This is a genomic window from Actinomadura fulvescens, from assembly GCF_039533225.1.
GTDB lineage: Bacteria > Actinomycetota > Actinomycetes > Streptosporangiales > Streptosporangiaceae > Spirillospora > Spirillospora fulvescens.
The window spans coordinates 287,461-313,296 of record NZ_BAAATD010000007.1 but is presented as its reverse complement, the minus strand read 5'-3'; the positions used below and the strand labels follow the sequence as shown (position 1 = coordinate 313,296).

Below are 25,836 nucleotides of genomic sequence, written 5' to 3'. Positions count from 1 at the left end.
TGCAGTAGCCCAGGTCGGTCCCTGCGGCCGACGGCGTGGGTGCAGGCCCGGTGGAACTGTTGAACCACTGTCATCGGTGGTTCTCACTGGGGGTTTCCTTGTCCACGCTCGCTCGGTGGTGTCTTCGACATCGGTTCATCGTCGTCCTCCTTTGGGTGGTGGCCGTACTGGGGCTGGGGGTGACGACCGGCGCGGCGGGCACCGCCTACAACGACGAGTTCTCACTGCCCGGTACGGACTCGGCCAAGGCGCTCGAACTCCTGGAGGAGAACCTGCCCGACCAATCCGGCGACTCCGGCACCATCGTCTGGCGGACCTCGTCGGGTTCCGTGCGCGACCCCGCCGTGCGGCAGCGGATGACCACCGCGCTCGACCAGGTCGCCAAGCTGCCGCACGTCGCCTCGGTCACCAGCCCCTATGTCGAGCAGGGCGCCGGGCAGGTCAGCAAGGACGGCCGCACGGCTTATGCCCAGCTGACCTTCGACGCCCAGGCGCAGGACGTGCCGGCCGGTGACGTCAAGAAGGTGATCGAGACCGCGCGGCAGGCCCGCACCGACGGCCTGCGGGTGGAACTGGGCGGTAACGCCATCGCACAGGCCGAACAACCACCTCCCAACACCGCCGAGTTCATCGGTGTCGCGGCCGCCGCCATCGTGCTGTTCATCGCGTTCGGCTCACTGCTGGCGATGCTGATGCCGATCCTGACCGCCGTGATCGCGCTCGCCGCGGGCCTGATGTCGATCGGCCTGCTCAGTCACGTGTTCACCATCGGACAGATCGGCCCGATCCTCGGCGCGCTGATCGGGCTCGGCGTCGGCATCGACTACGCGCTGTTCATCGTGACCCGGCACCGCAACGGCCTGCTGGCGGGAAGGACGGTCGACGGCTCCGTCGTCACCGCGCTCAACACCTCCGGCCGGGCGGTACTGTTCGCCGGGGCCACCGTCGTGATCGCTCTGCTCGGGCTGTTCGTGATCGGGATGAGCTTCCTCAACGGCATGGCCATCGCCGCGATCACCACCGTCGCGATCACCGTCTTCGCGTCGATCACCCTGCTGCCCGCGATGCTCGGGTTCGCCGGGCTGCGGGTGCTGAGCCGCAAGGAGCGCCGCGCCCTGATCGCCGGCAAGGCCGAACCGGACAAGCCCGGCGTCTTTCATCGCTGGGCCCGGTTCGCCCAGCGCCGGCCCAGGACCCTCTCGATCGTCGCGCTCGCCCTGATCGCGGCTCTCAGCCTGCCCGTGCTCTCGATCCGGCTCGGCAGCTCCGACGCGGGCAACAACCCGACCTCGACCACCTCCCGCCAGGCCTACGACCTGCTCTCCGACGGGTTCGGCCCCGGCTTCAACGGGCCGTTCCAGCTCGTCGCGCAAACCCCGTCCGGCACAGACCGCGCGGCGTTCTCCGAGTTCGCCGCGACGATCCGCAGCACCCCGGGTGTGGCGAACGTCGTCACGTTGCCGCAACCGCCCGGGGCGAAGGTCGGCATCCTGCAAGTGGTCCCCACCACCTCACCGCAGGACGAGAAGACCGCCTCCCTGATCCGCACGCTGCGCGACGACGTCATCCCGGCCGCCGAACGCGGGACCACCATGCAGGTGCACGTCGGCGGCGTCACCGCGATCTTCGACGACTTCAGCCACGAGCTCAGCAGCAAGATCCCCCTGTTCATCACGGTCATCGTCGCGCTGGGATTCCTGCTGCTGCTCGTCGCCTTCCGCAGCCTCCTGATCCCGCTCACCGCGGCCGTCATGAACGTCCTGGCCGCCCTCGCGTCGTTCGGCCTCGTCGTCGCGTTCTTCCAATGGGGCTGGGGCTCCGAGCCACTCGGCCTCGGCGCGCCCGGCCCGGTCGAGGCCTTCCTCCCCGTCATCATGATCTCGATCCTCTTCGGCCTCTCGATGGACTACCAGGTCTTCCTGGTCAGCCGCATGCACGAGGAATGGGTGCACACCCGCGACAACACCCGCGCCGTCATCGTCGGCCAGGGCCAGACCGGCCGCGTCATCACCGCCGCCGCCACCATCATGATCGCCGTCTTCGGCGCCTTCGTCCTGGCCGGAGGCGAACGCGCCGTCGCCATGTTCGGCATCGGCCTGGCCGCGGCCGTCGCCATCGACGCCTTCGTCCTGCGCACCATGCTCGTCCCCGCCCTGATGCACCTGTTCGGCCGCGCCAACTGGTGGCTACCCGCCTGGCTCGACCGGATCCTTCCCCACCTGTCCGTCGACCCGCCCGACGAACCCGCCCCCGAACCTGACAAGCAACTGCTTCACGCCTGACACCGGGAGAGCCGCTTCTGCCAACACCAGAAGCGGCTCTCCATGGGTTCGGTACCGCTCAGCGTTGCTCGGATCCGAACAGTCCGTCGACGAGCCTCCGCAGTACAGCCTCCTCCTGACCGGTGTCTTCCGTCCGCTCGTACTCGGTGAGGGCGATGCCGGCGAGCGTGAACTCTTCAGTCAGCGCCCGCACCGCTCCAATCAGGTCTTCAACGCCGAGGCCGCCGGGCTCGGGTGTACCGACGGCCGGGAACACCTGCGGGTCCAGGACGTCGAGATCGATGTGGACGTACACCGCCTCGGCGCCGGTGGCGCGCACTGCGGCCAGGAGCGGCCCTGGCCCGGTGAGCTGCTCGACGCTGAGGTGCCGGATGCCGCGGCCGTGGACAAGGTCCTGTTCAGCCGGGTCCAGTGACCGGGCGCCCGCCAGCACCACGCGGTCGGCCGACAGGCTCCGCACAGGCCGCAGACCCTCGGGTCCGTCGCCGACGAGCGCGCGCAGCACCATGCCATGGAAGGCACCGGACGGCGACGACTCCGCACTGTTGAGGTCCGCGTGCGCGTCGAACCACACCAGCGCCAGCCGGTCCCCGAAGGCGGAGAGCGCGGCCTCGACCGGAGCGAGATCGACCCCGCAATCGCCGCCGATGGTCACGGTCAGGTCGTCCGGCGGAATCTCGGCCAATGCCTCCCGCACTGCTTGCAGGTGGCGCTCCAGGACCTCGGCGTTCCGTACGCCGCCCCGTGAGTTCCCAACCCCACTGTCAAGCGCGACCGTGTACCGCTGGCCGTGGGGAACCAACTCGGCAAGCCAGGCAGCCCCACTGCGCAACCGACCGGCCGTCACGGCCCCCGACCCCTGCCACTGCCCCACCTCAAGCACGACCTGACTGGACACGCAGATCTCCCCCTCCACGATGATCAACGAAGCTTATGCCCGTCGGTGGAACCTCGATGGAGTGGCGGTGAGTTTGAGCCGTTGTCGTGCGTCGATTCCTCTGCCTGGCGATAGGCCTCGTGGCCACGCTGTCGTGGGCCGGTCCTGTGCAAGCCACGCCAGACGGCACACTGTCGCTGGCCTCCACCACCGTGGCGGTCGGCGACCCGATCGCCGTGTCGTACTCCACACCGCGTCCCGACGGCCAGAACTGGATCGGGCTCTACAGCGACCCCGGCAACGGGCCGGTCAATGAGAAGTACGTGGGGCCGTCCACCAAATGGGTCTACGCGCCCGACGGCAGCGGCACCGCTTCTGTGTCGACCACCGGTCTGGCGCCGGGCGACTACATCGCCTACTTCCTTCACGACGACGGCTACACCTGGCTGGCTCAGCCGCAGCGGTTGAAGCTGGCCGACGCCTCACCGATGCGCTGGGCGTCCTCCTCGTTCTTCCTGCGCAACGGCCAGGTCGCCAGCGCCTACAGCGCCACGGTCAAGGGGCTGGTGCGTCGCGACACCGCCGGTCTGAGCTTCCGCAAGACCTCCGGCCCCGGCTGGGCCTCGGTGTCGTCCACCGGCACGGTCGGCGGCACGCCCACCGCGTCCGGGACCGCCACGATCGGCATCGAGGCCGCCAACAGCGCCGGGCAGAAGGCGACCGCCTCGGTCGGCGTCCGCGTCCAAGCGGCCGGAGCACCGCTGGTGCCGGAGCTGAAGGTGCTGTCCTACGACCTGTGGCACGGCGGCACTCCCGTCAGCGGCTGACCGACTCCTACCGCGCCGCTCACCCCGACCCCGCCATCTCCCCCGGCACGACCTGGTCACCGGTCTACAAGACCTTCACCGGCGGCTACGGCTCCCACACAGGCGAGCCCGAACCGCAGGACCGCATCGACTTCGTGCACTTCAAAGGGCCGGTGACCGTCCTGACCTCCAACGCGGTCGTCCAGGGCACACCCGCCCCCTACCCCGGCCACACCACCAACGCCTGGACCTCCGACCACGCCGCGGTGCTGACCGCCTTCCACCTGTCCTAGCCGAAACCCACAGCCGTACTGACGGCCTTCCGGCGTGTCCTGGCCGAAACCCACAGCCGCACAGCTCTCCTGGAGGGCGCAAGAGCCCTCCAGGAGAGCTGGGTACCGGCCGGTCAGAGAGGCCGTTCACTGCCGGGTACTCCCGCCAGAGGCTTCGGCCGACAGCGTCGGTCTGGGGCGGCGGTAGCGACGGAGTGATCCAATGCGATGACAGGGTGTGGCGTTCGATGTCCCGATGAATGCGCAGATGGCGCGATGTGCCGTGATCCTGCACCCCTTCGCCACCGGGTCTCCATGGAGGGAAGAGCCATGCGCCGTGCGATCAGCTTGATCACTATCGCGTTGGTCCTCATCGGTCTCGTGACTCCCCCGGCCTCGGCCGCTGTGGTCACGCCGCCTGTGGCGTCCGACTGCTCGACTGATGTGACCAGCGCGTTCAACTCCTGGCTGGCCGGGGTGCCGGACGGTTCCACCATCTCCTTGGCGGCCAACGGCTGCTATCTGTCCAATGGCACCTTTCTCTTCGTGGGCAGGCGCAACCTGACGATTCTCGGTAATGGCGCGACCATCAAGGCCTCGGGAGCGCCGGCCTGCCCCCCGGGCGCGACGCGGAACGCCAAGGGGTACTGCGTCGTGCCTAACAAACCGGACGGCAGCTGCCCGACGGACACCACGCGCACGGGCACCGGAGAGTGCGTGCAGAAGGTCTCTCGCCAGCAGCTGAGGTTCGTCCGGGGTGGCGGCTTCGTGGTGCGGAACGTGACGTTGCAGGGCTCGAACTTCACTCCCGACTGCGCCGTGCCGCCTCCGGCGCAGTACTCCTGCTACGACGCCCTGCGCGAGGGCGACGGCAATCTGCACGTGTTCGGGTCGGACGGGGTTCTGATCGACAACGTGCGTTTCAAGAACGCGTGGGACGACGCGGTGACGGTGGCTCCGATCGACGCCAGGGACGGGGACGGCACCGGCGCTCTCATACCCCGCAACGTCACCGTCCAGAACTCGACGGTCGACACCGCGGGACGGCACGCGTTCACCTGCATCGGGTGCAGGGACTTCGTCATCCGCGACAACACCGTCACCAACGTCGGGTACTGGGGAGTGGACGTCGAGATCTCGGCCAAGACGTGGACCGGCGACCTCGTTCTTGAGCGCAACCGGTTCAGCAACATCTACGCCGGGGTCGTCGTCGTCACCCCGAATCTCCCGCCGTCGACGCTCGGGCAGATCGTGGTGCGCGACAACGTCCGGACGGACGCGCCGGTCTTCTGCATGTTCGGCATCGTGATCGGCCGCGACGATCGCTCCGCTGCTTCGGGGGTGACGGTCACCGGCAACCGGATCCGTGCCGTGGCCGGTGGTGCCGTGGTCAGGCACGCGCTGGAAGCGAAGGTGGCCGACAACACCTTCGAGGTGGATCGCAGCGTCCCGTGCGCCGTGGCCAAGGGCGTCGTGTTCTCGAAGGTGTCGAGCGGCTCCGTCATAGGCAACACCATTCTCAACACCAACCAGCCGTTCGAGATCGTGACCTCCAACGTCACGGTGTGCGGAAACCGCACAACGCCGACGGGCGCGTTCACCCAGCCAGTGCCATGCAGCGAGCCGTCCTACTGATCGAGGACGGGCGGCCACTCTTGTGTCAGGCGGTCTTGAGGAGTTGCTGAGTGGCGCAGCGGATACCGCCGCCGCCCTCGCCATCAGCCCGCTCCGAGCACGAAGGTCGGGTCGATGTCGCGCATCTACGTCAGCTCCGCGTAGGTTTCGGTGGCGTTGTGGAGCTGCCAGAGGCGGTTGGCGACGGTCTCGGGCTCGTGTTTGAGCCCTGGGCTCACTGGTCCGACGACCACGAGGTGGGCGATGTGCAGCGGGGTGTCGGCGAGGGCCTGGGACAGCAGCGCGGCGTAGGTTTGTTGTGCGGCTCCGACGATCGCGCTGGCCGCACGGCTGCCCAGCTGTACGGCATGTGGGTGTCCGCCATCCACAATGGCAGGCGTTCGGCACCCGCACGTTCGGCCTCGGCTCGGAACCTCCGCAGTTTCGCTTTCGTCTTCCGCCTGAGGACGAGCGCCTGGTTCGCGAAATCCATCGTGGTCAGGAAGTGGTAGAAGATCGTGGTGCCGATGACGCCTTTCGGTTGGTCGGCCCCCAGGGGGTGCGGCATCTCGGCGTCATGCCAGACGACCGGTATATTGCGCATCTCAATGTCGCCCATCCGCAACGAGCCGACGACACCGTGATAGATGGTGAAGACCTCTTCGCTGGTCCGGCCTCTGCTGGTGGCCACCACACGCAGACCCGCCTTCTGCGCCGTCTCCATCGTGAAGGCCAGTGGCGCACCGGTGTCGAGGCCGAACGTCACGGCCTTGGCTCCGTTCACCGAGGCCTCGATGGTGGGCCCGGGATTGAGGGCGTTGAACGGAATCCTCGTGCTCTGTGGTCCGCGCACCTCGTTCGGAGTGCCGGTCACGCTCTCGTATTGCTTGGCGTACGACTCGATGCCGGCCGCCCGTAGCAGCGGCGCGGCCCGGGCGAGCTGGTCCTGCCGCACGAAACAGTTCGCGAGCTGCTGTTTCGAGAACTCGTCGTCGGGGGCCAGGCGAACGGCCTTGCTCAGATACCTTTCGGCGACCGCGAACCTATTGGACAGCAGTGCGATATATCCACGCTGCGCGTTCGCGCGGGCGTTGTCCGGATCCCGTGCGAGGATCTGCGAGTAACCCCGATCGGCTTTCGCGAACCTACCGGCCTTGAACAGGTCATCCGGATTACCACTCGGCCTCGCGAACGTCATGACGTGGTCTCGCTTTCTGCCATTCCTCAATAGCGAAAGGCGCCGTCGACAAGTCGGCTACCGGTCTCGGGTGCCCAGGTAACACGAGCGTGCGTTTCCACCGCATAAGTCCGGCCCGTAGATAAGGCGCGCTACTGCGACATGGCGCGAGGACGAATCCGCCTCGCGAAGCGACGTGCCGAGCGGAGACTGGAGGCGGTATCGGGCCGGTCCGGGCAGCCGCAGCACCCCGCCGCAGCGGACTACTGTTAGTTACTTGATGGCTACTCTTAGTAGTTTTCGCTGGTACGGCTGCGGTCGATCAGTTACTTCTGGGACCATGAGTAGTCTCAGGCAACGCAAGTACCGTCAATGGTTCCTTGCCGCGGATGTGGACGGCGACGGAACCCTGACCCGGCGTGACGCCACGCTCATGAGTGAGCGGTTCATCTCCGCCAGGGGCGCGGCGCCCGACTCCCCCACCGCCCAGCGGCTCAACGACCTGATGGACGGTCTCTGGATCCAGGTCATCGCCCCCATGGACCGGGACGGCGACGGCACGGTGGATCTCGACGAGACGGTCGCCGGGTTCGAGGCCGCCCTGGCCGACCGGGCCAACTCCGCCAAGCAGATCAAGGCCATCGCCGACCACTACTTCGAACTGGCCGACGCCAACGGCGATGGCACGATCGACTTCGCGGAGTTCCGGGACATCTTCGGGGTCGGCGGACGGGCTTCGGAGGAGGACTGCGCGAAGGTCTTCCACCGGCTCGATCGCGATGGCAACGGCTCGATCTCCCACGAGGAGTACCACCAGGCGGTGGAGGAGTTCTTCTTCGGCGACGACCCCGACGCCCCCGGAAACGACCTGTTCGGGAAGCTCGCCGCCTGAGCCGGCGAGCACGACCCACAGCACGGGGATCAGGCATTGTGCCCCTTCCGCACGGTGGATCGCCTCGCGCGAGGTGATCCACCGGCGGGCACACCGTGTGCCTCGCTGGGAATGTCGATCACAGGTCGTTTCGGTGGGACCGGCCGGCAGGCCGATTGCGCGCTTTGGGGACCACGGGAGGCGTCATGGCGGTTCTGTGCCGCCCGGCGGTATCGGTTCCAGAACACGTCATCACACTCGACCAGACGCTGGAACTCCTGGAGCGCCTGCATCACGACCATCCGCAGTACCGGCTCGCGGCCCGGCTGATCCGCAACACCGGAGTGGCCAAGCGACACCTCGTACAACCCGTGGAGGTGACGCTGCGGCATCCCGGCCTTGAGCAGCGAAACCTGACCTATGTGCGGGAGGCCAAGGCCCGCATCCCCGAGGTGACGGCGCAGGCACTGGCCCACGCGGACCTCGCCGCGGACGAGGTGGACGCGATCGTCTTCGTGTCCTGCACCGGCTTCACGATGCCGTCCCCGACCGCATGGATGATCAACAATCTGGGTTTTCGTGAGGACACCCGGCAGCTCCCGATCGCTCAGCTCGGCTGCGCGGCGGGCGGCGCCGCGATCAACCGCGCGCACGACTTCTGCGCCGCGCACCCGGGCGCCAACGTCCTGATCGTGGCGTGCGAGTTCTGCTCCCTGTGCTACCAGCCCACCGACCTGGAGGTGGGGAACCTGCTGTCCAACGGGCTGTTCGGCGACGCCGTCGCCGCCGCGATCGTACGCGGTGACGCGGCCGTGGAGGGAGTCCGGCTGGAGCGCAACGAATCACGCCTGGTTCCCGGCACCGAGGACTGGATCGCCTACGCGGTGAAGGCCACCGGCTTTCATTTCCTGCTCGACCGGCGGGTGCCCGCGACCATGGAACAGCTGGCCCCGGCCCTGCGCCAGATGGTCTCGGCACATGGCTGGAACGTGACAGACCTGGATTTCCACGTGATCCACGCAGGTGGCCCGCGCATCCTGGACGACCTGTCGAAGTTCCTCGACGTCAGCGTCGACTGCTTCGCCCACAGCAGGGCCACCCTCACCGAGTACGGCAACATCGCCTCCGCGGTCGTACTGGACGTGCTGCGCCGCCTCTTCGAGGACGGAACCGCGCGCGACGGGGGACGCGGCATCATCGCGGGATTCGGCCCCGGAATCACCGCCGAGATCACCTTGGGCTCCTGGACGACCGCCTCGGCGCGGCCCGCGGACACCGCCACCACCTCATCGACGAGCAGAGCCGGATCCGAACGGCCAACGAACAGGAGTCGCGTCATGTCAGTGACACGCAGCGGCGTTCCCACCACCCTGACCATCGGCGGGGATCTCACCGTCAACCGGCTCGGGTACGGGGCGATGCACCTCACCGGCCCCGGCATGTGGGGCGAGCCGGCCGACCCGGACACGGCCATCGGGGTGCTGCGCCGGGCGGTCGAGCTGGGCGTCACCTTCATCGACACCGCCGACGCCTACGGCCCCGGCGACAACGAGCGGATCATCCGCCGGGCCCTGCACCCCTATCCGGACGGGCTGGTCATCTCGACCAAGGGCGGGCTGCTGCGGTCCGGGCCGGACGACTGGACCGGCGAGGGCCCGCCGTACATCGTCCCGATCGGCCGTCCCGAATACCTGCGCCAGCAGGTCGAGCTCAGCCTGCGCAATCTCGGCACCGACTGCATCGACCTGTACCAGCTGCACAGCATCGACCCGGCGGTCCCGCTCGCCGACCAGTTCGGCGAGCTGGTCGAGCTGCAACGGCAGGGCAAGATCCGGCACCTCGGCGTGTCCGGACAACCCGAGGTCACCGCCGCCGAACTCACCGAGATCGCCGAGTACGCCGACATCACCGCCGTCGAGAACCTCTTCAACGTCGCCGACCGCGCCGGCGAGGAGGCACTGCGCCACGCCGAAGCGCACGCGATGGCCTTCCTGCCGTGGTTCCCCCTGGGGCACGGCGGCCTGGTCGGCCCCGGCAACGCGCTCGCGCCACTGGCCGCGCAGTTCGGCGCCACCGCCGCCCAGCTCGCCCTGGCCTGGCTGCTGCACCACTCGCCCGCCACGCTCCTCATCCCCGGTACCACCTCGATCAGCCACCTGGAGGAGAACATGCGCGCCGCCGACCTGCACCTCAGCGACGACGACCTGACGTTCATCACCGAAGCCGTCGACGCCGCCGGGATCGAGGTGTGGAGGCCGACCCGATGATGGCCGAACACCCCAACGCCACGATGCTGCGCGCGGTGTACGCGGACCTGTCCACGATCGGACGGTACCTCGACGACGACGTCGTCCTGCACGCCGCCGAACGATCCATCGCCGGCATGACGGCGACCCACCACGGTCGCCAGGCCGTCCTGGACAAGGAACTCGCCCTCATTCGGGCGACCGAAGGGACGCTGGTCATGGACGTCGAGCAGGTCTGCGCCAACGACCACTTCGGCGCGGTGACCGGCCGCCTGCGAGCCCACCGGCAGGGCCGGCGGATCGCCATGCCGTTCTGCGGCCTGTGGCGTTTTCGCGACGGCCGGATCCTTGAGCACTGGGAGAACGCCTACGACGCCGCCGCTCTCGGCGCGTTCCTGTCCGGAGACCTCGACGCGGCCTCGCCCTGGCTCACCGCCGACGCGCAAGCAGGGGAATGATCATGGCCACCATGGATTCCGGTGGACGGCTGGAGCTCGACGCGTCCGACTTCGACGCCATGTACCGCCAGAGTGACGAGCTGGGGATCGGCGCCGTCTGGGACATCGGAAGGGTGCAGCCCCAGGTGCGGCGCTGGCATGAGGAAGGCCTGATCACCGGTCCCGTACTGGATGCCGGCTGCGGCGCGGGCAGCATCAGCGTCTGGCTGGCCCGGCACGGCTACCAGGTCACCGCCGTGGATTACAGCACCGTCGCCCTGGAAAAGGCCCGTGACCGAGCCCGTGCCGCCGGAGTGAAGGTCACCTGGGCCCGGCAGGACGCCACTCGGCTCACCTTGCCAGACCACGAGCCGTTCGCCACAGCGCTGGACGCCGCGCTGTACCACTGCCTCCCCCAGTCCGCCTCCCGCGAGCAGTACCTGGACTGCCTGCACCGGGTGACACGACCCGATGCGCGCCTGCTGATGATGTGCTTCGCCGACACCGCCCCGCCGGCCATGCCAGGGCCCTCCCGTATCAGCCGCGAGGAACTTCACACGGTGCTCCCCAGACACGGCTGGACGATCGAGTCCCTGCAACCGGCCGACTACCTCACCCACTGGACACCGGACCTGCTCAAGAAATCGGCCGCCGCGGCCGACATCGACCTGGACGCATCCACCCTGCCCATCGGCGATGACGGTTACGTCCCGATCCCCGTCTGGACCGTGGTGGCCCACCGCGTCACCCGGCGTTGAAGACGGGATCCGCCGGTCAGGTGGAACGCCGCGCGGCAGGTCGAGCTACAGGTGCACACGCCATAGAACGGCAGACCGGCGATCGTTTCCGCGAGCGGGTCATCGTCAGCACGCAGCAGCTCAACGACGTCTGCCGCCAGGTCGGGAAAGACGTCGGCGACAAGCGGCAACGCTGCATCGGTCACACCGCCACACTACGGCGGCAGCTCTGGTGGCCTCCACGGTGGCCGGGTTCGTGATCATGACGGGGCCGGTGGTGTTCGGCGGATGTCGATTGAGGCTGCCGAGCCGGCGAAGCCGCGGGCGTCCAGGGTGCGCCCGAAGAGCCGGACCTGCCGCTGGACGACCCGTCTGTCCACGATCTCCAGTGCCGGGAGCCGTGCGGTGAGGCGGCTTTCGAAGCCGACCAGGTCGGCGGGTCTGAGCGCGAAGCCGAGCAGGAGGTTCGCGGGGCCGACGATCTGGGTCACTGAGAGCCGCTCCCGGCGGGCGGCGAGCGACCGTACGACCTTCGCCAGGTCCTCCGCGCGGGTCCGGGCCAGGTACCAGACGAAGGCCGGCCAGGGTGAGGCGGCTCGTGCGACCTCGCAGCGCAGTTTCAGCACGCCGCTCTTGGTCAGGCGATTCAGGTGCCGGCGGGCGGTGGCCTCGCCTATCCCCAGGGAACGGGCGATCTCGGTGACCGCGAGCCGTCCATCGGCCGCCAGGCGGTCGCAGAGCGCCCAGTCGATGTCGTCGAGTCGCGGCGTCTGGGGAGGGACGAGGGACGTGGTCGTCTCGCCACTGCCCAGCTCCGTCTCGGTGTCCTTGTCGAGGGCGCCGACCCGCCAGGTGCTCCCCTCGGCGTGCACCGCCGTGATGGGGTAGTGCGCGACGCGTCGTACACCGGCGATCCGCCCGACGCGGCGCAGCAGGTAGCCGGGGAGGGTCGCGGTCGGCGCGCAGACGGTCGCGAGGACGTCCCGGGTACCGCTGGTCACCTCGACGATCAGTGCTTGAGGGTCGGCGGCGAGCTCCTCGGCGACGGCCTCGGCCCGGCCCGGCTCGCATTCGAACTCGACGATGGCCGGTGAGGCCTCGGGCGTCAGCAACGGGTAGGTGGTCACCCAGGCGACGCCGGAGTCCGTCAGCCGCTGCCACCGCCGCGCCGCCGTCACGGGGTCGACCGCCAACGCCTTCCCCACGGCCGCCCACGGCGCTCGGGGGCTGATCTGGAGCGTATGGATGAGGGCGAGGTCGAGCTCGTCCAGGCGACCGGAATCCTGCAGATCGGGCTTCACACGAGCATGATCCTGCAACAAGACGGTCATCATGGTCTGAACCGCTAGGAATGCCCCAAAGCTCGTATGAACGAGAAGGCGGTGCAGGCAGGTATGAAACGCAAGGGAAGCGGCTCGGCGTGGCGGTGGGTGGTCACGCTCGTCGCCACGACCGCGCTGGCCATGGGCGGGTTGTCGGGACAAGCGTCCGCATCTGGCGCAGTGCCCAAGGCTCGGGTGAGCGGCCCCATCACCGGACCTGGCGCCGCCTACGACGCGCAGGGGCTGCAGTACAACGACTACGTACAGCCGCTGCTCAAGGAGCTCGGCTACGTCCAGAACGAATATTTCGTTTCGGCACGGCGCGCGGCTACGCGCGCGCGGGCGACTTCGGACCCGACGGCAGGTGGCCCGTGGCCGAGTCCGCCGCCGCGCCGTACAAGAGCCGGATCCTGGTACGGCGGCCCGCCAACCCCAAGCGGTTCAACGGCACCGTGCTGGTCGAGTGGCTCAACGTCACCACCGGCAGCGATCTGGCGACGGACTTCAGCTACACCTTCGAGGAACTCGCCCGCCGCGGCTACGCCTACGTCGGCGTGGACGCTCAGAGCGCAGGGATCACGGCGCCTACGACAGGCCTGCGGGCATGGAACCCGGCACGCTACGGAGGGCTCGCCCATCCCGGTGACGAGTACTCCTACGACATCTTTGCCCAGGCCGGCCGGACCGTGCGCGAACACCCGGGGTTGCTGGGCGGTCGCCGGGTCTCGTCGGTGCTGGCCAGCGGTCACTCGCAGTCCGCCATGCGGCTCGTCACGTACCTGAACACGCTGAGCAAGGCCGATGACGTGTTCGACGGCTACCTGGTCCACTCTCGCGGCTCGTTCAGCGCGCCGATCGGCGGGCAGCGTCCGCCCGTGCCCGCCTACATCCGCGCCGACCTCGGGGCACCGGTTCTGAACGTGCAGCACGAGGGCGACGTCGCCGGACCCCTCAACAGCCACGTGGCGCGGCAGCCGGACTCCGCGCGGTTCCGGCTGTGGGAGGTGGCCGGCGGAGCACACGACGACGCGTACAGCCTGGAGTTCGACGGCAGGATCCCCCGGTCGTACGCGCCCTGCACGACGCCGCCCAACCGAGGCGACTCGTACCAGACGGTCAACGCCGCGCTCTCGCACCTGAACAGCTGGGCCGCCGGTCGTACCGTTCCGCCGCGCGCCCCGCGACTAGAGATCAACGCGGCCGGGACGGACGTGGTGCGTGACAGCCGCGGCAACGCTGTCGGCGGGATCCGGCTGCCGTTCATCGAGGTGCCGACGGCCAGTTACAACGGCCTGGGCAACCGGGAGTGCGGCGGCTGGTACCACGGATCGTCCGTACCGTTCGACCAGGCCACGCTCGACGCGCTTTACCCGTCCCACGGACGCTACGTCGCGCAGGTGGTCCACGCTGCGGCCCGCGCCACGAAGCAGGGCTTCCTGCTCCCGGCCGACGCCCGCATCACGGTACGGGAGGCCGCTCACTCCGACGTAGGACGCTGACAGGACGATGAACGCGATCACCGCAGGGCCCGTCAGCCCGGGATGCTGACGGGTCCTGCGCCGGTGACGTGTCCGGTCGCCTACTGCGGTGCTTGGGAGAGCGTGCGGGGCAGCAGTGCCACGATGGCCAGGCCCAGCACGGCGGGGATCATGAAGGCGATGAAGCCGGCGCGCGGTGAGACCACCAGGGCGGTCGCCGCCGACAGGTAGGACGGCCCGGCGATCGCGCCCAGCCGACCGACGCCCAGGCCGACGCCGAGGCCCGTGCCGCGCAGGTGCGGCGGGTAGAAGGCCGACATGCACGCGATGATCATGTTCTGGCACCCCAGCGAGCCGAGCCCGGCCAGGGCCGACACCACCAGCAGCAACGGGCGCGGCTGGTTGGAGCTGAGGGTGAGCAGGGCGAGTGCGGCCAGGGCGAAGGTGCCCATGGTGACGAGCTTGAGGTGACCGCGGTCGGCGAGCAGGGAGATCAGCAGCCCGCCCGCGCTCGCCCCGATGGTGAAGGCGATCATGAACTCCAGGGACGAGCCGAGGTTGTAGCCGCTCTTCATCATCACCGTCGGCAGCCACGCGGTCGTGCTGTAGATCAGCGCCATGCTCATGAACGTCGCCAGCCAGAGCAGGATCGTCCCGCGCCGGGCGGCGGGGGTGAACAGCTCCGCGACGGGGCGCCGGGCGGACTTCGCTGATGCGGGCCGGCCTGCCGGGACCATCAGCCAGATGACCGGGACGAGCACGAGGGGCAGGACGCCGATCCAGAACAGGGTCTGGAAGTGGTGCTCCGGGAGCAGGAACCGTCCGAGCAGGGCGGAGGTGGTGCCGCCGATGCCGATGGAGCCGAGTGCGATGGCCAGGTGCAGGGTCCGGCGTCCGGCCGGAGCGTTGTCGGAGACCAGCGCCGAGATCAGCGGTGCCAGCGCGCCGATGCCGATGCCGGTGCAGAACCGGGCGGCGCCCAGCTGGGTGAGGTCGCCGGCGAGCGCGGCGATCAGCATCGACATCGAGATCCAGGCCACGGACACGACCAGCGGGGTGCGGCGGCCCCACCGGTCGGCCGACCAGCCCGCCAGGATGGAGCCGAACGGCATGCCCAGGGCGGTGACGCTGCCGAGTGTGCCCAGGGTGGACGGCACGGCGCCCCAGGACCGGTCGTGCAGGAGGCTCGGGCCGATGGTGCCGAGGGTGAAGAGGTCGTAGCCGTCGATGAAGAGGATGAGGCACGCCAGGACGAGCATGCCCGCTCGCGTTCGTGTCGCTGGAGGCGCGAGGGTCGCGGTCACGGGTTCTCCTTACGCGAAGGCCCGCTTCCGTGCCGTACCGGCACGGTCTGGGCCAGGGTGGGGTGGGTGGAGCGGGCGGGGAGCCGTGTCAGGAACGGGCGGGAGCTCGGCACAGGATCTGGGCCGTTGCATGCTGCCTTCAATTAACCATAATGATTAGAGTGATAATGCTCACGACGTCACTCCGTCGTCAAGAGCGCCAGGCCAAGAACGTTCATAATGAACGTGCTGATTTGCTACAGAGCGGGCCCGGTCGTGTCGTCAGTCCACCGGCGGGGTGCCGTGGCGATGGAACGACTCGATGGTCTTCAGACCCCACGCCTGGCCCTTGGCCCGTTCGGCCTCGGTCCAGGTGACCAATTGCCAGTCCGGCGCCAGCATCACGCGGGCTCCGGCGTTGCACAGTTCGATGCGGTTGCCGCCCGGCTCGTAGACGTAGAGGAAGAACGTCTGCTGGATGGCGTGCTTGTGAGGACCGGTCTCGATATGGACGCCGGCCTCCAGGAAGACGTCGGCGGCGCGCAGGATGTCCTCGCGCGTGTCGGTGGCGAACGCGACATGGTGCAGACGGCCCGGCGTGCCCGACCAGTCGCCCGTGTAGACCAGGTCATAGGTCTTGTCCGAGACGGTGGTCCAGAATCCCGAGACCTCGCCGCTGTCGAGCATGATCTGCTCGGTCGGCTTGGCCCGTATCCGCTCGGTCAGGAACTCCCGGGCACCCGGCATGTCGGCGGCCAGGTAGTTGACGTGGTCCAGGCGGCGGACGTTGGCGCCTCGGCCGGGGAATCGGGCGGCCTGGTTCTTCAGCGCCGGGCGCTGCGGTTCGGTCGGCCGGTACCACTCGGTGTCCCAGTACAGGCCGAACTCGTGGCCATCGGGGTCCTGGCACAGGTAGACGTCGCCCAGGCCGAGTTCGCCGGTGATCCAGCGGCCGCCGGGCAGCTCGGCCGCCCGGCGAAGCAGTGCGTCGGGACCGGCCGCCCGCAGGTAGGTGCGGCCGATCCCGGCGCGGGAACGTTCGGTGATCTTGACAGTGAACCGCTCGTAGTCGTCCCAGGCGTGCACGTAGACGGACTGGCCGGAGCGGCCCACCTCCTCCATGCCCATGAGGTCGGTGAAGAACGCGGTGGTGGCCTCGGCGTCCGGGGTGAACAGCTCGACCGAGCCGACGTGGGCGATGTCACGGCAGCGCTCGGTGAACTCGGCGGGTGGGATCTGCGGCATGGATCAGCTCCGGTGAAGAGGGCGGGGGAAGGCGGTCCCGTCGAACAGCAAACGGGCGGTACGCAGGACGGCCGCGCCCCCGGAGGAGGTGCGGCGGGTGTCAAAGTGGCCGGTCGGGTGCTCCAGCCTGACCAGCTCGTTCCCGGTCGCGTACGGCGCGGCCACCGATCCGGGCAGTCCTACAGCGGTCGCGACGCTGACCGCGCCCAGCACGCCGATCGCCGTGTGGCAGCGGTGCGGGATGAACGTGCGGGTGGCCAGCGTGCCGCCCCCGCGCGGCGGCGCGATCAGGGTGACCTTGGGGACGGTCGTGTCCGAGACGTCGCCGAGACCCATCAGCTCGCCCGCCCGCAGGCGCACCCGTTCCCGGCGGGCGGCCAGGTCGCCGTCGGCCTCCAGGTCGGCGGGCGTCTCGTGGCCGGTGAGCCCGAAGTCGGCGGCGGCGGCCACGACGACCGGCATCCCGTTGTCGACGCAGGTCACCGGGACACCGTCGATCTCGTCCCGGACGTTCCCGGTCGGCAGCAGGCTGCCGCAGACCGACCCCGCGGTCTCCTGGAACTCCAGCGCGACCTCGATCTCCTCGCCCGGCGCGCCGGGGCCGAGCACCGCGGTGACCAGCCCGCCGGTGTTGACCATACGGATGCGCACCGTGCCGGTGTCAGGCGCGACCAGGCCGCGCAGCCGGGCGTACGGGCCGATCCCGGCCAGGATGTTGCCGCACGGCTGCTCCGCCGAGACCAGCGGCCGGTCGACGTGCACCTGGAGGAACAGGTAGTCCACGTCCGCGGTGGCCGGATCGGCGGCCGGGGACACCACGGCGACCTTGCTGGTCAGGGGGTGGCCGCCGCCGAGGCCGTCGATCTGCCGCTCGTCCGGCGAGCCGAGCAGCCGCAGCAGCAGGTCGTCTCGTTCGGCCGGGTCGGCGGGCAGGTCACCGGCATTGAGGTAGACGCCCTTGGAGGTGCCGCCGCGCAGGAGGGCCGCCTGGATCATAGATCCTCTCCCTCCGGCGTGTACGGCACGTACCGCACGCCGAGCCGGTCCAGGAGGGGGCGCAGATCGTAGCGGTCGAGTCCGAGCTGGCCGCCGGCCAGTGCCGCCCGGGTCTGCTCCTCGCGTTCGGCCCGGGCCTGCGCGGCGGCCGCGACTTCGGCGGCGCGCGACCGGGGCACGGCCACCACGCCGTCGTCGTCGGCCACCACCACGTCACCCGGACGCACCAGCCGTCCGCCGATCACGAGCGGCACGTTCACGCTGCCGGCCGTGGCCTTGACCGTGCCCTGGGCACTGACGGCCGTGGACCAGACGGGGAATCCCATGTCCGTCAGCGGACCCACGTCGCGCACGCCGGTGCCGATGACCAGCCCGCACACGCCGCGGGCGCGCAGCGAAGTGGCCAGCAGTTCGCCGAACAGGCCGTCGGTGCACGGCGAGGTCGTGGCGACCATCAGGACGTCGCCGTCCCGGCACTGCTCCACGGCCACATGGATCATCAGGTTGTCGCCGGGGTGGCACAGCACGGTCACCGCGGTGCCCGCGAGCGTCGCCCCCGGGTAGATCGGCCGGAACGACGGGTCGAGCAGCCCCTCACGGCCCATGGCCTCGTGCACGGTCGCGACGCCGTGCTCGCCGAGCGCCCGGACGTCCTCAGCGGCGGCGCGCGGCGTCCCGGTCACCACGATCGGCGTCATGCCAGCACCCCGGCGACCTGCGGATAGACGCGCTGGTACGCCTCGGCGTAGCGGATGGCCCGGTCGCCGCCGTTGCGGACGGCCTGGACGCCCCGGCGGCGAGCCAGCTCGGTGTAGTAGTCCCACAAGTGCTCCTGGGCGTTCATGCACTCCATGGCCTCGCGCTTCACGTCGAACACCTCGGTGATGTCGACCAGGACGTCCGGCTGGAAGCCGCACATCTCGGGCTGGTGCGGTTCGAAGCGGAAGACCGGCGGTGCGCCGATGATCGGGTGCTCGCTCGGATAGCCCTCGGCCTGCGCGAGGATGCGGGCCTCCATAGCGAGCTCGGCGGCGCGCGGGTGGTCGGCGTTGTAAGGGTCGGCGGCGCTGTGCACGAGGATCACTCCGGGCCGGACGGTCCTGATCCGCTGCACCAGAGCGTCCATCAGCTCCCGGTCGGCGCGCGGCAGCGGGTAGTCCCCGGCGTCCAGGAAGGTGATCTCCGCGCCGAGCACCTGTGCGGCGGCCTCGGCCTCGGCCCGCCGGGCGGCCTTGACCTGCTCCAGCGACGCGCCCGACTTCCATAGCGCCGCCGACTCCCCGCGTTCGCCGTAGGACAGGCAGATCACGTGCGCGCCGGTGCCGCGCCGGGCGGCGAGCGCGGCGTAACCACCGGCCCGCCAGACGAAGTCCGCCGCGTGTGCGCTGACGATCAGTACGGGTCCTTCGGGCATAACGGCTCCTCACGCAGATGACGAGGTACGCGGGGCACTCTAGAATTCTGTCGCCAAAATTGTCAATAATCTTGTATGCAATCCCGCGAGTCCGGGATGCGCAAGAATCTGGGCGGCGCGGGACACCGGTTCGAACTGGCTGAGGAAGGGAACGGTGGATGGCTGAGATGGCGGTTCTGGACGGGATTCGCGGGTGCATCCGGCACGGCGAGTTCGTCCCGGGCCAGCGGCTGGTCGAGGCCGACCTGATGGAGCGCTTCGCCGCCACCCGGGCAGGGGTGCGGCAGGCCCTGGCCGACCTGGCCGCCGAGGGCCTGGTCGAGCGGGTGCCCAACAAGGGCGCGCGGGTCCGTGTGGTCAGCGTCGCCGAGGCCGTGGAGATCACCGAATGCCGGATGGCGCTGGAGGGCCTGTGCGCGGCCAAGGCCGCCGAACGGGTCACCGACGCCGACCGGGGCGAACTGACCGGGCTGGTCTCCCAGATGCGCACCGCCGTCGAGGCCGGCGATCTGATCGGCTACTCCGACCTCAATCACCTGGTGCACGCCCGCGTTCTTGAGATCTCCGCGCAGCGCACGGCCGTCGCCACCATCGAGAGGCTGCGCGGCCAGCTCGTCCGCTACCAGTTCCGCTTGGTGCTGCAGCCGGACCGGCCGCAACGGTCGCTGGCCGAGCACGAGCGCATCGTCGCGGCCGTGCTCGCCGGGGACCCCGCGGCGGCCGAGGCGGCGATGCGCGACCACCTGCGCCACGTGATCGACGCCTTGGCGGCCGGCGTCCGATGAGCCGTGGCGGCCGACCGGCCCGCCGCGCCGCCGCAGGGCCGGTCCGTCTCACTGCCTTGCGGGCAGATGCCGGTCGAGGAACGTGTGGGTGCGCGCCCAAGCGAGAGAGGCGGACTCCTCGTGATACAGGTGGGGACGGGCGTCACAGGCGAAGGCGTGGCCGGCGCCGGGGTAGACGTGCTGGACGAAGCCGGCGCCCGCCGCGACGAGTGTGTCCTGGATCGCTGTGACCTGCTCGGCCGGGATGGTGGGGTCGTCGGCGCCGACGTGCAGCAGCAGCGGCGCGTCGATCTCCTTGGCACGATCGAGCACGGCGTGCGGCCCGCCGGCGATGCCAGGGCCGTAGAACACGACGGTCGCGGCGAGGCCCGGGATCGCGGTGGCGGCGGTGAACGCCGCGCGCCCGCCGAAGCAGAAACCCACGACGGCGGTCCTGCCGTTCTGAACGTCCTCCCCCGCCAGGTACTCCAGCGCGGCGCGGACGTCGGTGACGATCTGATCAGCGCTGATCGCGCCGATCAGCGGCATCGCCTCGGCGTGCCGGTCGTAGCCCAGCGCCCCCACCCCGTTGCGGTGGAACAGGTCCGGGGCGACGGCGAGGAACCCGCGCTCGGCGAAACGGCGGGCGATGTCCTGGATGTGGTCGTTGACGCCGAACGCCTCTTGCAGGACGACGACGGCGCGTGTCGCCGGCGCGTACGGACGCGCGACGTACACGCGCATCGGTCCGTCGGCGGTCTGTACGGTGATCCATTCGGTCATACGGCAAGGCTCCCGATGCGAAGCGGAGTTGGAAATGTGGTCAAGGGCGGATGACGCCCATCCACATGGGTTCGTGGCGTTCGTCGAGGGCCGTGAGGGCGTCGTTGACGTCGTCGAGCGCGAACCGATGGGTGATCAGCCGCTCGGCCTGGACCTTGCCGGTGGCAAGCAAGCGCAGCACCGTGTCCGTGTCGTCACGAGTGCAGGCCCGGGTACCGACGAACCTCCAGCAGCCGAGCATCGTTTCCCGCATGGGAATGGCGATCGGGGCTGGGTTTCCGCCCATGTGCACGAATACTCCCCCGTTGGCCAGTGACCGGAAGGCTTGTTCACTGCCGGGGCCTTCGGGCAGATAGTCGAGCACCGCCTCGGGTCCGGCGGGAACCAGCGCGCGGATACGGGCGGTGAGCCCTCCGGCCGTCTGCCAGTCGGGGCCGAGTTCCTCCAGCGCGATCGTGTCCGCACGCAGGTGGGGGACGAGCCGGCGGGCGGCCTGGAGCCGTTCGGCGGACCGGCCCACCAGGACCAGGCGGTCGATGCCGAAATGCTCGGCGAGCACGATGGAGGCGGTGCCCATGGTGCCGGTGGCCGCCGTGATCACCATCGTGGCCGCGGTGAGGGGACCCGCGCACTTGAGCGCTCGGACGGCGTTGCCCAGGTCGTGCACCTTGGCGGCGAGATCGAAGCTGACGTTGTCGGGGATCTCGTCGATCAGCCAGTGCGGCGCCCGGACGAACTCGGCGAGTCCGCCGTCGTGATAGCGGGCGTACAGCTCCAGGGTCCCGGTGCCGAAGGCGCCCTGTCCGATCATGGCCGCCTCGGCGCACATCTGCTGGCGGTCGCCGGCGCAGTACCCGCAGACGCCGCACGACAGCATGGGGTGGACCCGGACGCGCCTGCCCAGCAGGGCCGGGTCGACGCCGGAGCCCACCTGTTCCACGGTCCCCGCCGCCTCATGTCCCGGGACGGTGGGCAGGTGCCTGAACATGCCGGCGGCGAGCAGTTTCATGGTGCTGGGCGCCAGTCCCGCAGAAGCGACGCGGACCAGCACATCATGCTCGTTCACCTGCGGGACGGGCACCCTCTCCAGCTGAAGGACGCGAGCTCCCTGATGGGCGCGAGCGGCTTTCATCTCAGACATGGCGGCGTCCTTCCGATGCGCGGTGGGCGGGCGGTCATTCGCTGGGACGCAGCCGGTCGAGCTCAGGAACGCTGAGCGCACTCCCGGTCTTGTCGGCTTCGGCGACCTGCGGCACGGTCAGCGCGGACAGCACGGTGAGATGCGTGCTCGGTTCGGTCACGATGCTGGTGAACGCGACACCGACGGGAACGCGCACGAAGTCGCCGGGCTCCAGTTCCAACACGCCGAGCTGCGTCACCAGCAGGCGCCGCCCGCTGATCTGGTACTGGATGTCGTCGGCGTCGCGGTGGGTGCGGTACGTCCGGCCGTTCGACCGGTCGATCGCCGTGTGGCCGATCCTGATCTGCGCGGAGCGGTACAGCCAGTCGGTCTCGTCGGTCCCGTCGGACGGGCGGAGCACGTTGATGCGTTCCGGTTCCGTTCTGGCTTGGTCGAGCAGCATCTGTTCATCGACGGGCGTCATGACGATGTCGTGCTCGGGGCCGCCCAGGCACTCGGTGGTCATGAGGTTGCGCACCTCGGACTCCCACCCGGGGAACGGTGGGAGCACCACTTCGGAGGTACGGACGGGGGCACGCAGCTCCGCCACGTGCGCGGGCACGTAGAACAGGATGTGGATGTCGTCGTGGGCGTGGTTGTCGTGCGCGACCGTGACCGGGATCCGGGAGAAGTCGCCGGCGACCAGGTCGAGGCTGCCCAGCTCCGTCATGAGCGTGCGCGTGCCGTGCACCTGGTAGGACAGCTCGTCGACGTCGCAGTTGCGGTGGTAGAAGGGCTGCCGGAAGCCGGCCATCGTCTGCCGTTCGATCCGCAGGTGGTCGCTTTCGAAGATGCCCTTGGGCGGCTCGAATCCCTGCGGCACGAAGTGCGCCGGGAAGTGGACGGCCTCGATGGGCCGGTAGGAGCGCGGTGGTCGTTTGGGCGAAGGCAGAGGTGCGCCCAGCAGGAGTTCCTCCCGCCGCGCGATTCGCCTGACAGGCTCGGCGGCGTCGAAGCCGTCGATGATCTCATGGACAAGTCCCACGGGACGGACTCCTCAATCTCGGGATGCGGCTGCACGCCGACGATGCGAAATTAATAATAATGAATATGTTCCTGGGTAGGATGGACGGCGCCGGCCCGGGCCGTCAAGGCGGCGAGGACGATCGATCGTGGTGGAGGAAACCGTGGCCCCGAAGGTGACCCTGCGGAACGAGCGAGACGAGCGGCGTCCGTCCGGTCGTGCGGAGGAGGCGGCGGCACACGTCTCCCGGCTGCTGGCACGGCTGGAGCCCGGCGCCCGGCTGGGCACCAAGGAGCAGGTCCGCACCACGTGCGGGGTGTCGGTCGGCACGTTCAACGTGACCCTGCGACTACTCCAGGAACGCGGCCTGGTCACGGTCCGGCCAGGCCCCGGAGGCGGGCTGTTCGCCCCGGACGAACCCCCGCGCCCGGGGGCCGCGCGAGGCGGGACGGCGCACGACGCGGACGCGGACGCGCCCGCCGCGCTGGAGGACGCCTTCCGGGTCCGCGAGGCGATCGAGCCGCTGATCATCGAGGACGCGCTGTGGCACGGTTCGCCCGCGGACTTCGCCGAGCTACGCGAGCTCACGCGAGTGATGGGCGAGGCCGCCGACCGCACGGACGGCACCGCCTATGTGCACGCCGCCTGGCGATTCCACGCACGGCTGGCCGCCATCAGCCCCGGAACGCTGCTGCGGGAGTGCTACCTGCGCGCTCAGGAGGTGATCGAGACGCGCACGCGAGCGATCATGCCCGACGGCGAGCCGGAGGAGGGCTTCATGCAGCGGCGTTACGAACTGCACGCGGCCCTTGTCGACGCCCTGGACCGTCGCGACCGCGACGAGATCACGCGCCTGCTGCGCGAGCACAACGCCACCTGAGCCCTATATTGATTATTATTGATTCATGTGATGGAGTCGCCGTCGTGAACGCGACTCCGCCCGCACCTTCCCTTAGCCGTTCGGTCTCCCTGCACCTCCAAGGTGACTGGGGCACCGCGAACCTTCACCGCGTCTGCGGGTGGATCGCTCAAGAGCTCACCGATCGCTGCGGACCGCACACCCGGGTCGGCATCTGGAGCGGCCGCGGGGGCGCCGACGCCGCCCGAGCGGTCGGCCGCGGCCAGGTCCACATCGCGCTGACCACTCCCGCCGCCTTCGCCGCCGCCGCGGTGGACGGACGGGGCCCCTTCGCCGCCGAACCCGTCCCCGACCTGTGCGCACTGGGCGTCCTCCCCCAGCGCGACCGACTGGTGGTCGGCGTGGACAAGTCCCTCGGGATCAGCTCCTTCGCCGAACTGCGGGCGGCCAAGCCCCGGCTGCGGCTGGCCACCGGGCCGCACGACGGCACCAACCTCATCGGCTGGGCCGCCCACGAGGTCCTGCATCGCTCGCAGGTCGACGTGACCGGCTGGGGCGGTCGGCTGCTGACGGACGAGCGGCCACGGCAGACCTTCGAACGCGTCATCAGCGGAGAGGCCAACGCCATCGTCCACGAGGCGTACATGCTGCCGCCCTGGCAGCGTTTCGGCTCCCGGCTGGCGTTCCTGCCGATCGAACGCCACGTACTGGACGGCCTGGACACCGACTACCGCTGGCCGTCGGCGACCGTGGCGGAGGGGCACTTCCCCGGATGCCCGCGTTTCGAGACCCTGGACTTCTCCGACTTCCTGGTCCTGACCCGCTCCGACCTGCCCGAGGACCTGGCCCACCTGATCGCCTGGATCCTCGGCGAGACCCGCGCGACCATCGAGGCCCAGTACCGGCACATCCCGTCCGACCGCAGCCCTCTGACCTACCCGCTCGACCCGGCGGCAATGGGCAGGACGCCGATCCCGCTGCACCCCGGAGCCGCCCGCTACTACCGATCCCTGGACACCGCGTAAAACAGACGGCGCTCCAAGCCGACCGTGTCCTGGGGCCTGCCGCACTTTGGAGCAGGTGGTCAGGAGTTCAGGAGGTCGTGCAGGGCGGCGTTGATGAACGCGGTGTCCTCCGGGTTCGCTCCCCCGCCGGCGAAGTGGCCCCAGACACCGGGGATGACGCGCAGTTCGCAGCCGGGGATGTGCTGGGCCGTCCACCGCTCGTCTTCCGGCGGGAAGTACAGGTCCTTCTCCGCGGGCATGATCAGGGCACGGGCCTTGATCGACGCCAGTGCGGCCACGGTGTCGCCGCCGAACCCCGACGTCCGTCCCACATCGGCGTTCTGCCAGGTCCAAAGCATGGTCAGCAGGTTGTTCGGGTCGCGGTCGTCCAGGAAGAAGCCCTCCCAGAAGCCGACGAGGAAGTCCTCCAGCGAGGTGTAGCCCATCCGGCGATAGAGGTGGTCCCAGTAGAACGCCTGGGAGAACCCCCAGCCCGCGTACACCCGCGCCATCGCCCGCAGGCCCGTGACCGGGAGGGTCTCATACCAGCCCCCCGCGAAGGCGGCGTCGGCGGTAAGCGCCGCCTTGACACCCTCCAGGAACACGATGTTGTGCGGGCTGGTCCGGGCGGACCCGCAGAACGGCGCTATGCGCTCCACCATGTCGGGATGGCTGACCGCCCACTGGTAGGTCTGGCCCGCGCCCATGGACCAGCCGGTGACCAGCCGCAGCCGTTCGATGCCGAAGCGCTCGGTCACCAGCCGGTACTGCGCGGCCACGTTGTCCTCCATCGTGACGTGGGGGAAGCGTGCCCGGTCGTACGGCGGCGCGGTGTTGCTGGGCGAACTGGACAGGCCGTTGCCGAGCATGTTCGGCACGATGATGAAGTGGTGGTCGGGGTCGAGCGCCATGCCGCGGCCGATCAGCCACTCGTTGTCCCAGTGCCGTCCCGAGTACCACGTCGGGTAAACGATGGCGTTGTCGCGGTCGGCGGACAGCGTCCCGTACGTCTTGTACGCCAGCCAGGAGCCGCGCAACGTCGCGCCATGGCGCAACGTGAAGTCACCCAGATCAAAGGTCTCGTGGTCGTTCACTGGTGTCCCTTCGCAGGCGGCGGCCCGGCCCTGGCACCGGCGGCGCGGGGCGGGACGCCTGGGTGGGGCGCGCCGAAAGGCGCGGGCCGGGCCGCCACGATGGTCCGGGGCGGTCGTCGCGATGACGGCCC

The 25,836-nt window shown here is 69.6% G+C and carries 25 protein-coding genes and 1 pseudogene; 13 read left to right on the top strand and 13 right to left on the bottom strand.

What is annotated here, in order from left to right; genetic code table 11:
* Positions 1–155 precede the first annotated feature (155 nt).
* Positions 156–2,282, top strand: coding sequence for an MMPL family transporter (locus tag ABD333_RS26435; protein WP_344545166.1), 2,127 nt, complete (start codon positions 156–158; stop codon positions 2,280–2,282).
* 58 nt (positions 2,283–2,340) lie between these two features.
* On the opposite strand, the gene ABD333_RS26430 is transcribed toward ABD333_RS26435, so the two are convergent.
* Positions 2,341–3,198: an arginase family protein gene (locus tag ABD333_RS26430; RefSeq protein ID WP_344545408.1), complete on the bottom strand. Its 858-nt coding sequence runs from the start codon at positions 3,196–3,198 to the stop codon at positions 2,341–2,343.
* A gap of 68 nt (positions 3,199–3,266) precedes the next feature.
* On the opposite strand from ABD333_RS26430, the gene ABD333_RS26425 reads away from it, so the two are divergent.
* The 3 genes from ABD333_RS26425 to ABD333_RS26415 all read left to right on the top strand — a co-directional run bounded on the left by ABD333_RS26425 (position 3,267) and on the right by ABD333_RS26415 (position 5,872).
* Positions 3,267–3,986 carry a hypothetical protein gene (locus ABD333_RS26425; protein WP_344545164.1) on the top strand — a complete coding sequence of 240 codons (720 nt, stop codon included), beginning with the start codon at positions 3,267–3,269 and terminating at the stop codon, positions 3,984–3,986.
* Positions 3,956–4,258, top strand: coding sequence for a hypothetical protein (locus ABD333_RS26420; protein WP_344545162.1), 303 nt, complete (start codon positions 3,956–3,958; stop codon positions 4,256–4,258). The genes ABD333_RS26425 and ABD333_RS26420 overlap by 31 nt, the downstream gene beginning before the upstream one ends.
* Before the next feature lie 309 nt (positions 4,259–4,567).
* A complete protein-coding gene (locus tag ABD333_RS26415; RefSeq protein ID WP_344545161.1) occupies positions 4,568–5,872 on the top strand; it encodes a right-handed parallel beta-helix repeat-containing protein in 1,305 nt (434 codons plus the stop codon).
* A gap of 214 nt (positions 5,873–6,086) precedes the next feature.
* Here the strand turns inward: ABD333_RS26415 and ABD333_RS26410 are convergent, their stop codons facing one another.
* A complete protein-coding gene (locus ABD333_RS26410) occupies positions 6,087–7,049 on the bottom strand; it encodes an aspartyl protease family protein (protein ID WP_344545159.1) in 963 nt (320 codons plus the stop codon).
* Positions 7,050–7,368: 319 nt separating this feature from the next.
* Here ABD333_RS26410 and ABD333_RS26405 point away from each other — a divergent pair, with 319 nt between their 5' ends.
* From ABD333_RS26405 to ABD333_RS26385, 5 genes and pseudogenes are all read left to right on the top strand, one after another.
* Positions 7,369–7,920 carry an EF-hand domain-containing protein gene (locus tag ABD333_RS26405; protein WP_344545158.1) on the top strand — a complete coding sequence of 184 codons (552 nt, stop codon included), beginning with the start codon at positions 7,369–7,371 and terminating at the stop codon, positions 7,918–7,920.
* A 185-nt stretch (positions 7,921–8,105) separates the two neighbouring features.
* Positions 8,106–9,125, top strand: a pseudogene (locus ABD333_RS26400) (type III polyketide synthase); the annotation flags it as partial.
* A gap of 111 nt (positions 9,126–9,236) precedes the next feature.
* Positions 9,237–10,166, top strand: coding sequence for an aldo/keto reductase (locus ABD333_RS26395; RefSeq protein ID WP_344545407.1), 930 nt, complete (start codon positions 9,237–9,239; stop codon positions 10,164–10,166).
* Positions 10,148–10,603, top strand: coding sequence for a nuclear transport factor 2 family protein (locus ABD333_RS26390; RefSeq protein ID WP_344545156.1), 456 nt, complete (start codon positions 10,148–10,150; stop codon positions 10,601–10,603). The genes ABD333_RS26395 and ABD333_RS26390 overlap by 19 nt, the downstream gene beginning before the upstream one ends.
* A gap of 2 nt (positions 10,604–10,605) precedes the next feature.
* Positions 10,606–11,340 (top strand): class I SAM-dependent methyltransferase, encoded by a 735-nt coding sequence (locus ABD333_RS26385; protein WP_344545155.1) that lies wholly within the window; start codon positions 10,606–10,608, stop codon positions 11,338–11,340.
* Here the strand turns inward: ABD333_RS26385 and ABD333_RS26380 are convergent.
* Positions 11,286–11,525, bottom strand: a complete 240-nt coding sequence (locus ABD333_RS26380) for a hypothetical protein (RefSeq protein WP_344545153.1) — start codon at positions 11,523–11,525, stop codon at positions 11,286–11,288. The genes ABD333_RS26385 and ABD333_RS26380 overlap by 55 nt on opposite strands.
* 54 nt (positions 11,526–11,579) lie before the next feature.
* Entirely contained in the window at positions 11,580–12,620 is a 1,041-nt protein-coding gene (locus ABD333_RS26375) for an Lrp/AsnC family transcriptional regulator (protein WP_344545151.1), read from the bottom strand.
* A 50-nt stretch (positions 12,621–12,670) separates the two neighbouring features.
* On the opposite strand from ABD333_RS26375, the gene ABD333_RS26370 reads away from it, so the two are divergent.
* On the top strand, positions 12,671–14,140 hold the full coding sequence (locus tag ABD333_RS26370) for an alpha/beta hydrolase domain-containing protein (protein WP_344545149.1): 1,470 nt from the start codon (positions 12,671–12,673) through the stop codon (positions 14,138–14,140).
* 80 nt (positions 14,141–14,220) lie between these two features.
* On the opposite strand, the gene ABD333_RS26365 is transcribed toward ABD333_RS26370, so the two are convergent.
* From ABD333_RS26365 to ABD333_RS26345, 5 genes are all read right to left on the bottom strand, one after another.
* Positions 14,221–15,423, bottom strand: a complete 1,203-nt coding sequence (locus ABD333_RS26365; protein ID WP_344545147.1) for an MFS transporter — start codon at positions 15,421–15,423, stop codon at positions 14,221–14,223.
* Positions 15,424–15,684: 261 nt separating this feature from the next.
* Complete coding sequence (locus tag ABD333_RS26360) at positions 15,685–16,647, bottom strand: VOC family protein (protein WP_344545145.1); 963 nt, start codon at positions 16,645–16,647, stop codon at positions 15,685–15,687.
* Positions 16,648–16,650: 3 nt separating this feature from the next.
* Positions 16,651–17,643: a PrpF domain-containing protein gene (locus ABD333_RS26355; RefSeq protein WP_344545143.1), complete on the bottom strand. Its 993-nt coding sequence runs from the start codon at positions 17,641–17,643 to the stop codon at positions 16,651–16,653.
* Positions 17,640–18,341: a 4-carboxy-4-hydroxy-2-oxoadipate aldolase/oxaloacetate decarboxylase gene (locus ABD333_RS26350; RefSeq protein ID WP_344545142.1), complete on the bottom strand. Its 702-nt coding sequence runs from the start codon at positions 18,339–18,341 to the stop codon at positions 17,640–17,642. Before ABD333_RS26350 ends, ABD333_RS26355 begins: the two co-directional genes overlap by 4 nt.
* Positions 18,338–19,057, bottom strand: coding sequence for a PIG-L deacetylase family protein (locus ABD333_RS26345; RefSeq protein ID WP_344545140.1), 720 nt, complete (start codon positions 19,055–19,057; stop codon positions 18,338–18,340). Before ABD333_RS26345 ends, ABD333_RS26350 begins: the two co-directional genes overlap by 4 nt.
* A gap of 158 nt (positions 19,058–19,215) precedes the next feature.
* On the opposite strand from ABD333_RS26345, the gene ABD333_RS26340 reads away from it, so the two are divergent.
* On the top strand, positions 19,216–19,842 hold the full coding sequence (locus tag ABD333_RS26340; protein ID WP_344545138.1) for a GntR family transcriptional regulator: 627 nt from the start codon (positions 19,216–19,218) through the stop codon (positions 19,840–19,842).
* 48 nt (positions 19,843–19,890) lie between these two features.
* On the opposite strand, the gene ABD333_RS26335 is transcribed toward ABD333_RS26340, so the two are convergent.
* From ABD333_RS26335 to ABD333_RS26325, 3 genes are read right to left on the bottom strand one after another with little or no spacing between them, the layout of a single operon-like run.
* Entirely contained in the window at positions 19,891–20,604 is a 714-nt protein-coding gene (locus ABD333_RS26335) for a dienelactone hydrolase family protein (protein WP_344545136.1), read from the bottom strand.
* Positions 20,605–20,644: 40 nt separating this feature from the next.
* Positions 20,645–21,745 (bottom strand): zinc-dependent alcohol dehydrogenase, encoded by a 1,101-nt coding sequence (locus ABD333_RS26330; protein ID WP_344545135.1) that lies wholly within the window; start codon positions 21,743–21,745, stop codon positions 20,645–20,647.
* A gap of 34 nt (positions 21,746–21,779) precedes the next feature.
* Positions 21,780–22,769, bottom strand: a complete 990-nt coding sequence (locus tag ABD333_RS26325; protein ID WP_344545133.1) for a hypothetical protein — start codon at positions 22,767–22,769, stop codon at positions 21,780–21,782.
* A 127-nt stretch (positions 22,770–22,896) separates the two neighbouring features.
* Between ABD333_RS26325 and ABD333_RS26320 the strand changes: the two genes are divergently transcribed.
* Positions 22,897–23,628, top strand: a complete 732-nt coding sequence (locus ABD333_RS26320; RefSeq protein WP_344545131.1) for a FadR/GntR family transcriptional regulator — start codon at positions 22,897–22,899, stop codon at positions 23,626–23,628.
* Between the two features lie 44 nt (positions 23,629–23,672).
* On the top strand, positions 23,673–24,632 hold the full coding sequence (locus ABD333_RS26315) for a TAXI family TRAP transporter solute-binding subunit (protein WP_344545129.1): 960 nt from the start codon (positions 23,673–23,675) through the stop codon (positions 24,630–24,632).
* A gap of 59 nt (positions 24,633–24,691) precedes the next feature.
* On the opposite strand, the gene ABD333_RS26310 is transcribed toward ABD333_RS26315, so the two are convergent.
* A complete protein-coding gene (locus ABD333_RS26310) occupies positions 24,692–25,705 on the bottom strand; it encodes an alpha/beta fold hydrolase (RefSeq protein WP_344545128.1) in 1,014 nt (337 codons plus the stop codon).
* Positions 25,706–25,836: the final 131 nt, after the last annotated feature.

Coding starts and splice junctions, on each gene's coding strand:
- ABD333_RS26415 (WP_344545161.1), top strand. CDS start 4,568: ATGCGCCGTGCGATCAGCTTGATCACTATCGCGTTGGTCCTCATCGGT.
- ABD333_RS26410 (WP_344545159.1), bottom strand. CDS start 7,049: ATGACGTTCGCGAGGCCGAGTGGTAATCCGGATGACCTGTTCAAGGCC.
- ABD333_RS26405 (WP_344545158.1), top strand. CDS start 7,369: ATGAGTAGTCTCAGGCAACGCAAGTACCGTCAATGGTTCCTTGCCGCG.
- ABD333_RS26395 (WP_344545407.1), top strand. CDS start 9,237: ATGTCAGTGACACGCAGCGGCGTTCCCACCACCCTGACCATCGGCGGG.
- ABD333_RS26385 (WP_344545155.1), top strand. CDS start 10,606: ATGGCCACCATGGATTCCGGTGGACGGCTGGAGCTCGACGCGTCCGAC.
- ABD333_RS26370 (WP_344545149.1), top strand. CDS start 12,671: ATGCCCCAAAGCTCGTATGAACGAGAAGGCGGTGCAGGCAGGTATGAA.
- ABD333_RS26360 (WP_344545145.1), bottom strand. CDS start 16,647: ATGCCGCAGATCCCACCCGCCGAGTTCACCGAGCGCTGCCGTGACATC.
- ABD333_RS26355 (WP_344545143.1), bottom strand. CDS start 17,643: ATGATCCAGGCGGCCCTCCTGCGCGGCGGCACCTCCAAGGGCGTCTAC.
- ABD333_RS26350 (WP_344545142.1), bottom strand. CDS start 18,341: ATGACGCCGATCGTGGTGACCGGGACGCCGCGCGCCGCCGCTGAGGAC.
- ABD333_RS26345 (WP_344545140.1), bottom strand. CDS start 19,057: ATGCCCGAAGGACCCGTACTGATCGTCAGCGCACACGCGGCGGACTTC.
- ABD333_RS26340 (WP_344545138.1), top strand. CDS start 19,216: ATGGCTGAGATGGCGGTTCTGGACGGGATTCGCGGGTGCATCCGGCAC.
- ABD333_RS26335 (WP_344545136.1), bottom strand. CDS start 20,604: ATGACCGAATGGATCACCGTACAGACCGCCGACGGACCGATGCGCGTG.
- ABD333_RS26330 (WP_344545135.1), bottom strand. CDS start 21,745: ATGTCTGAGATGAAAGCCGCTCGCGCCCATCAGGGAGCTCGCGTCCTT.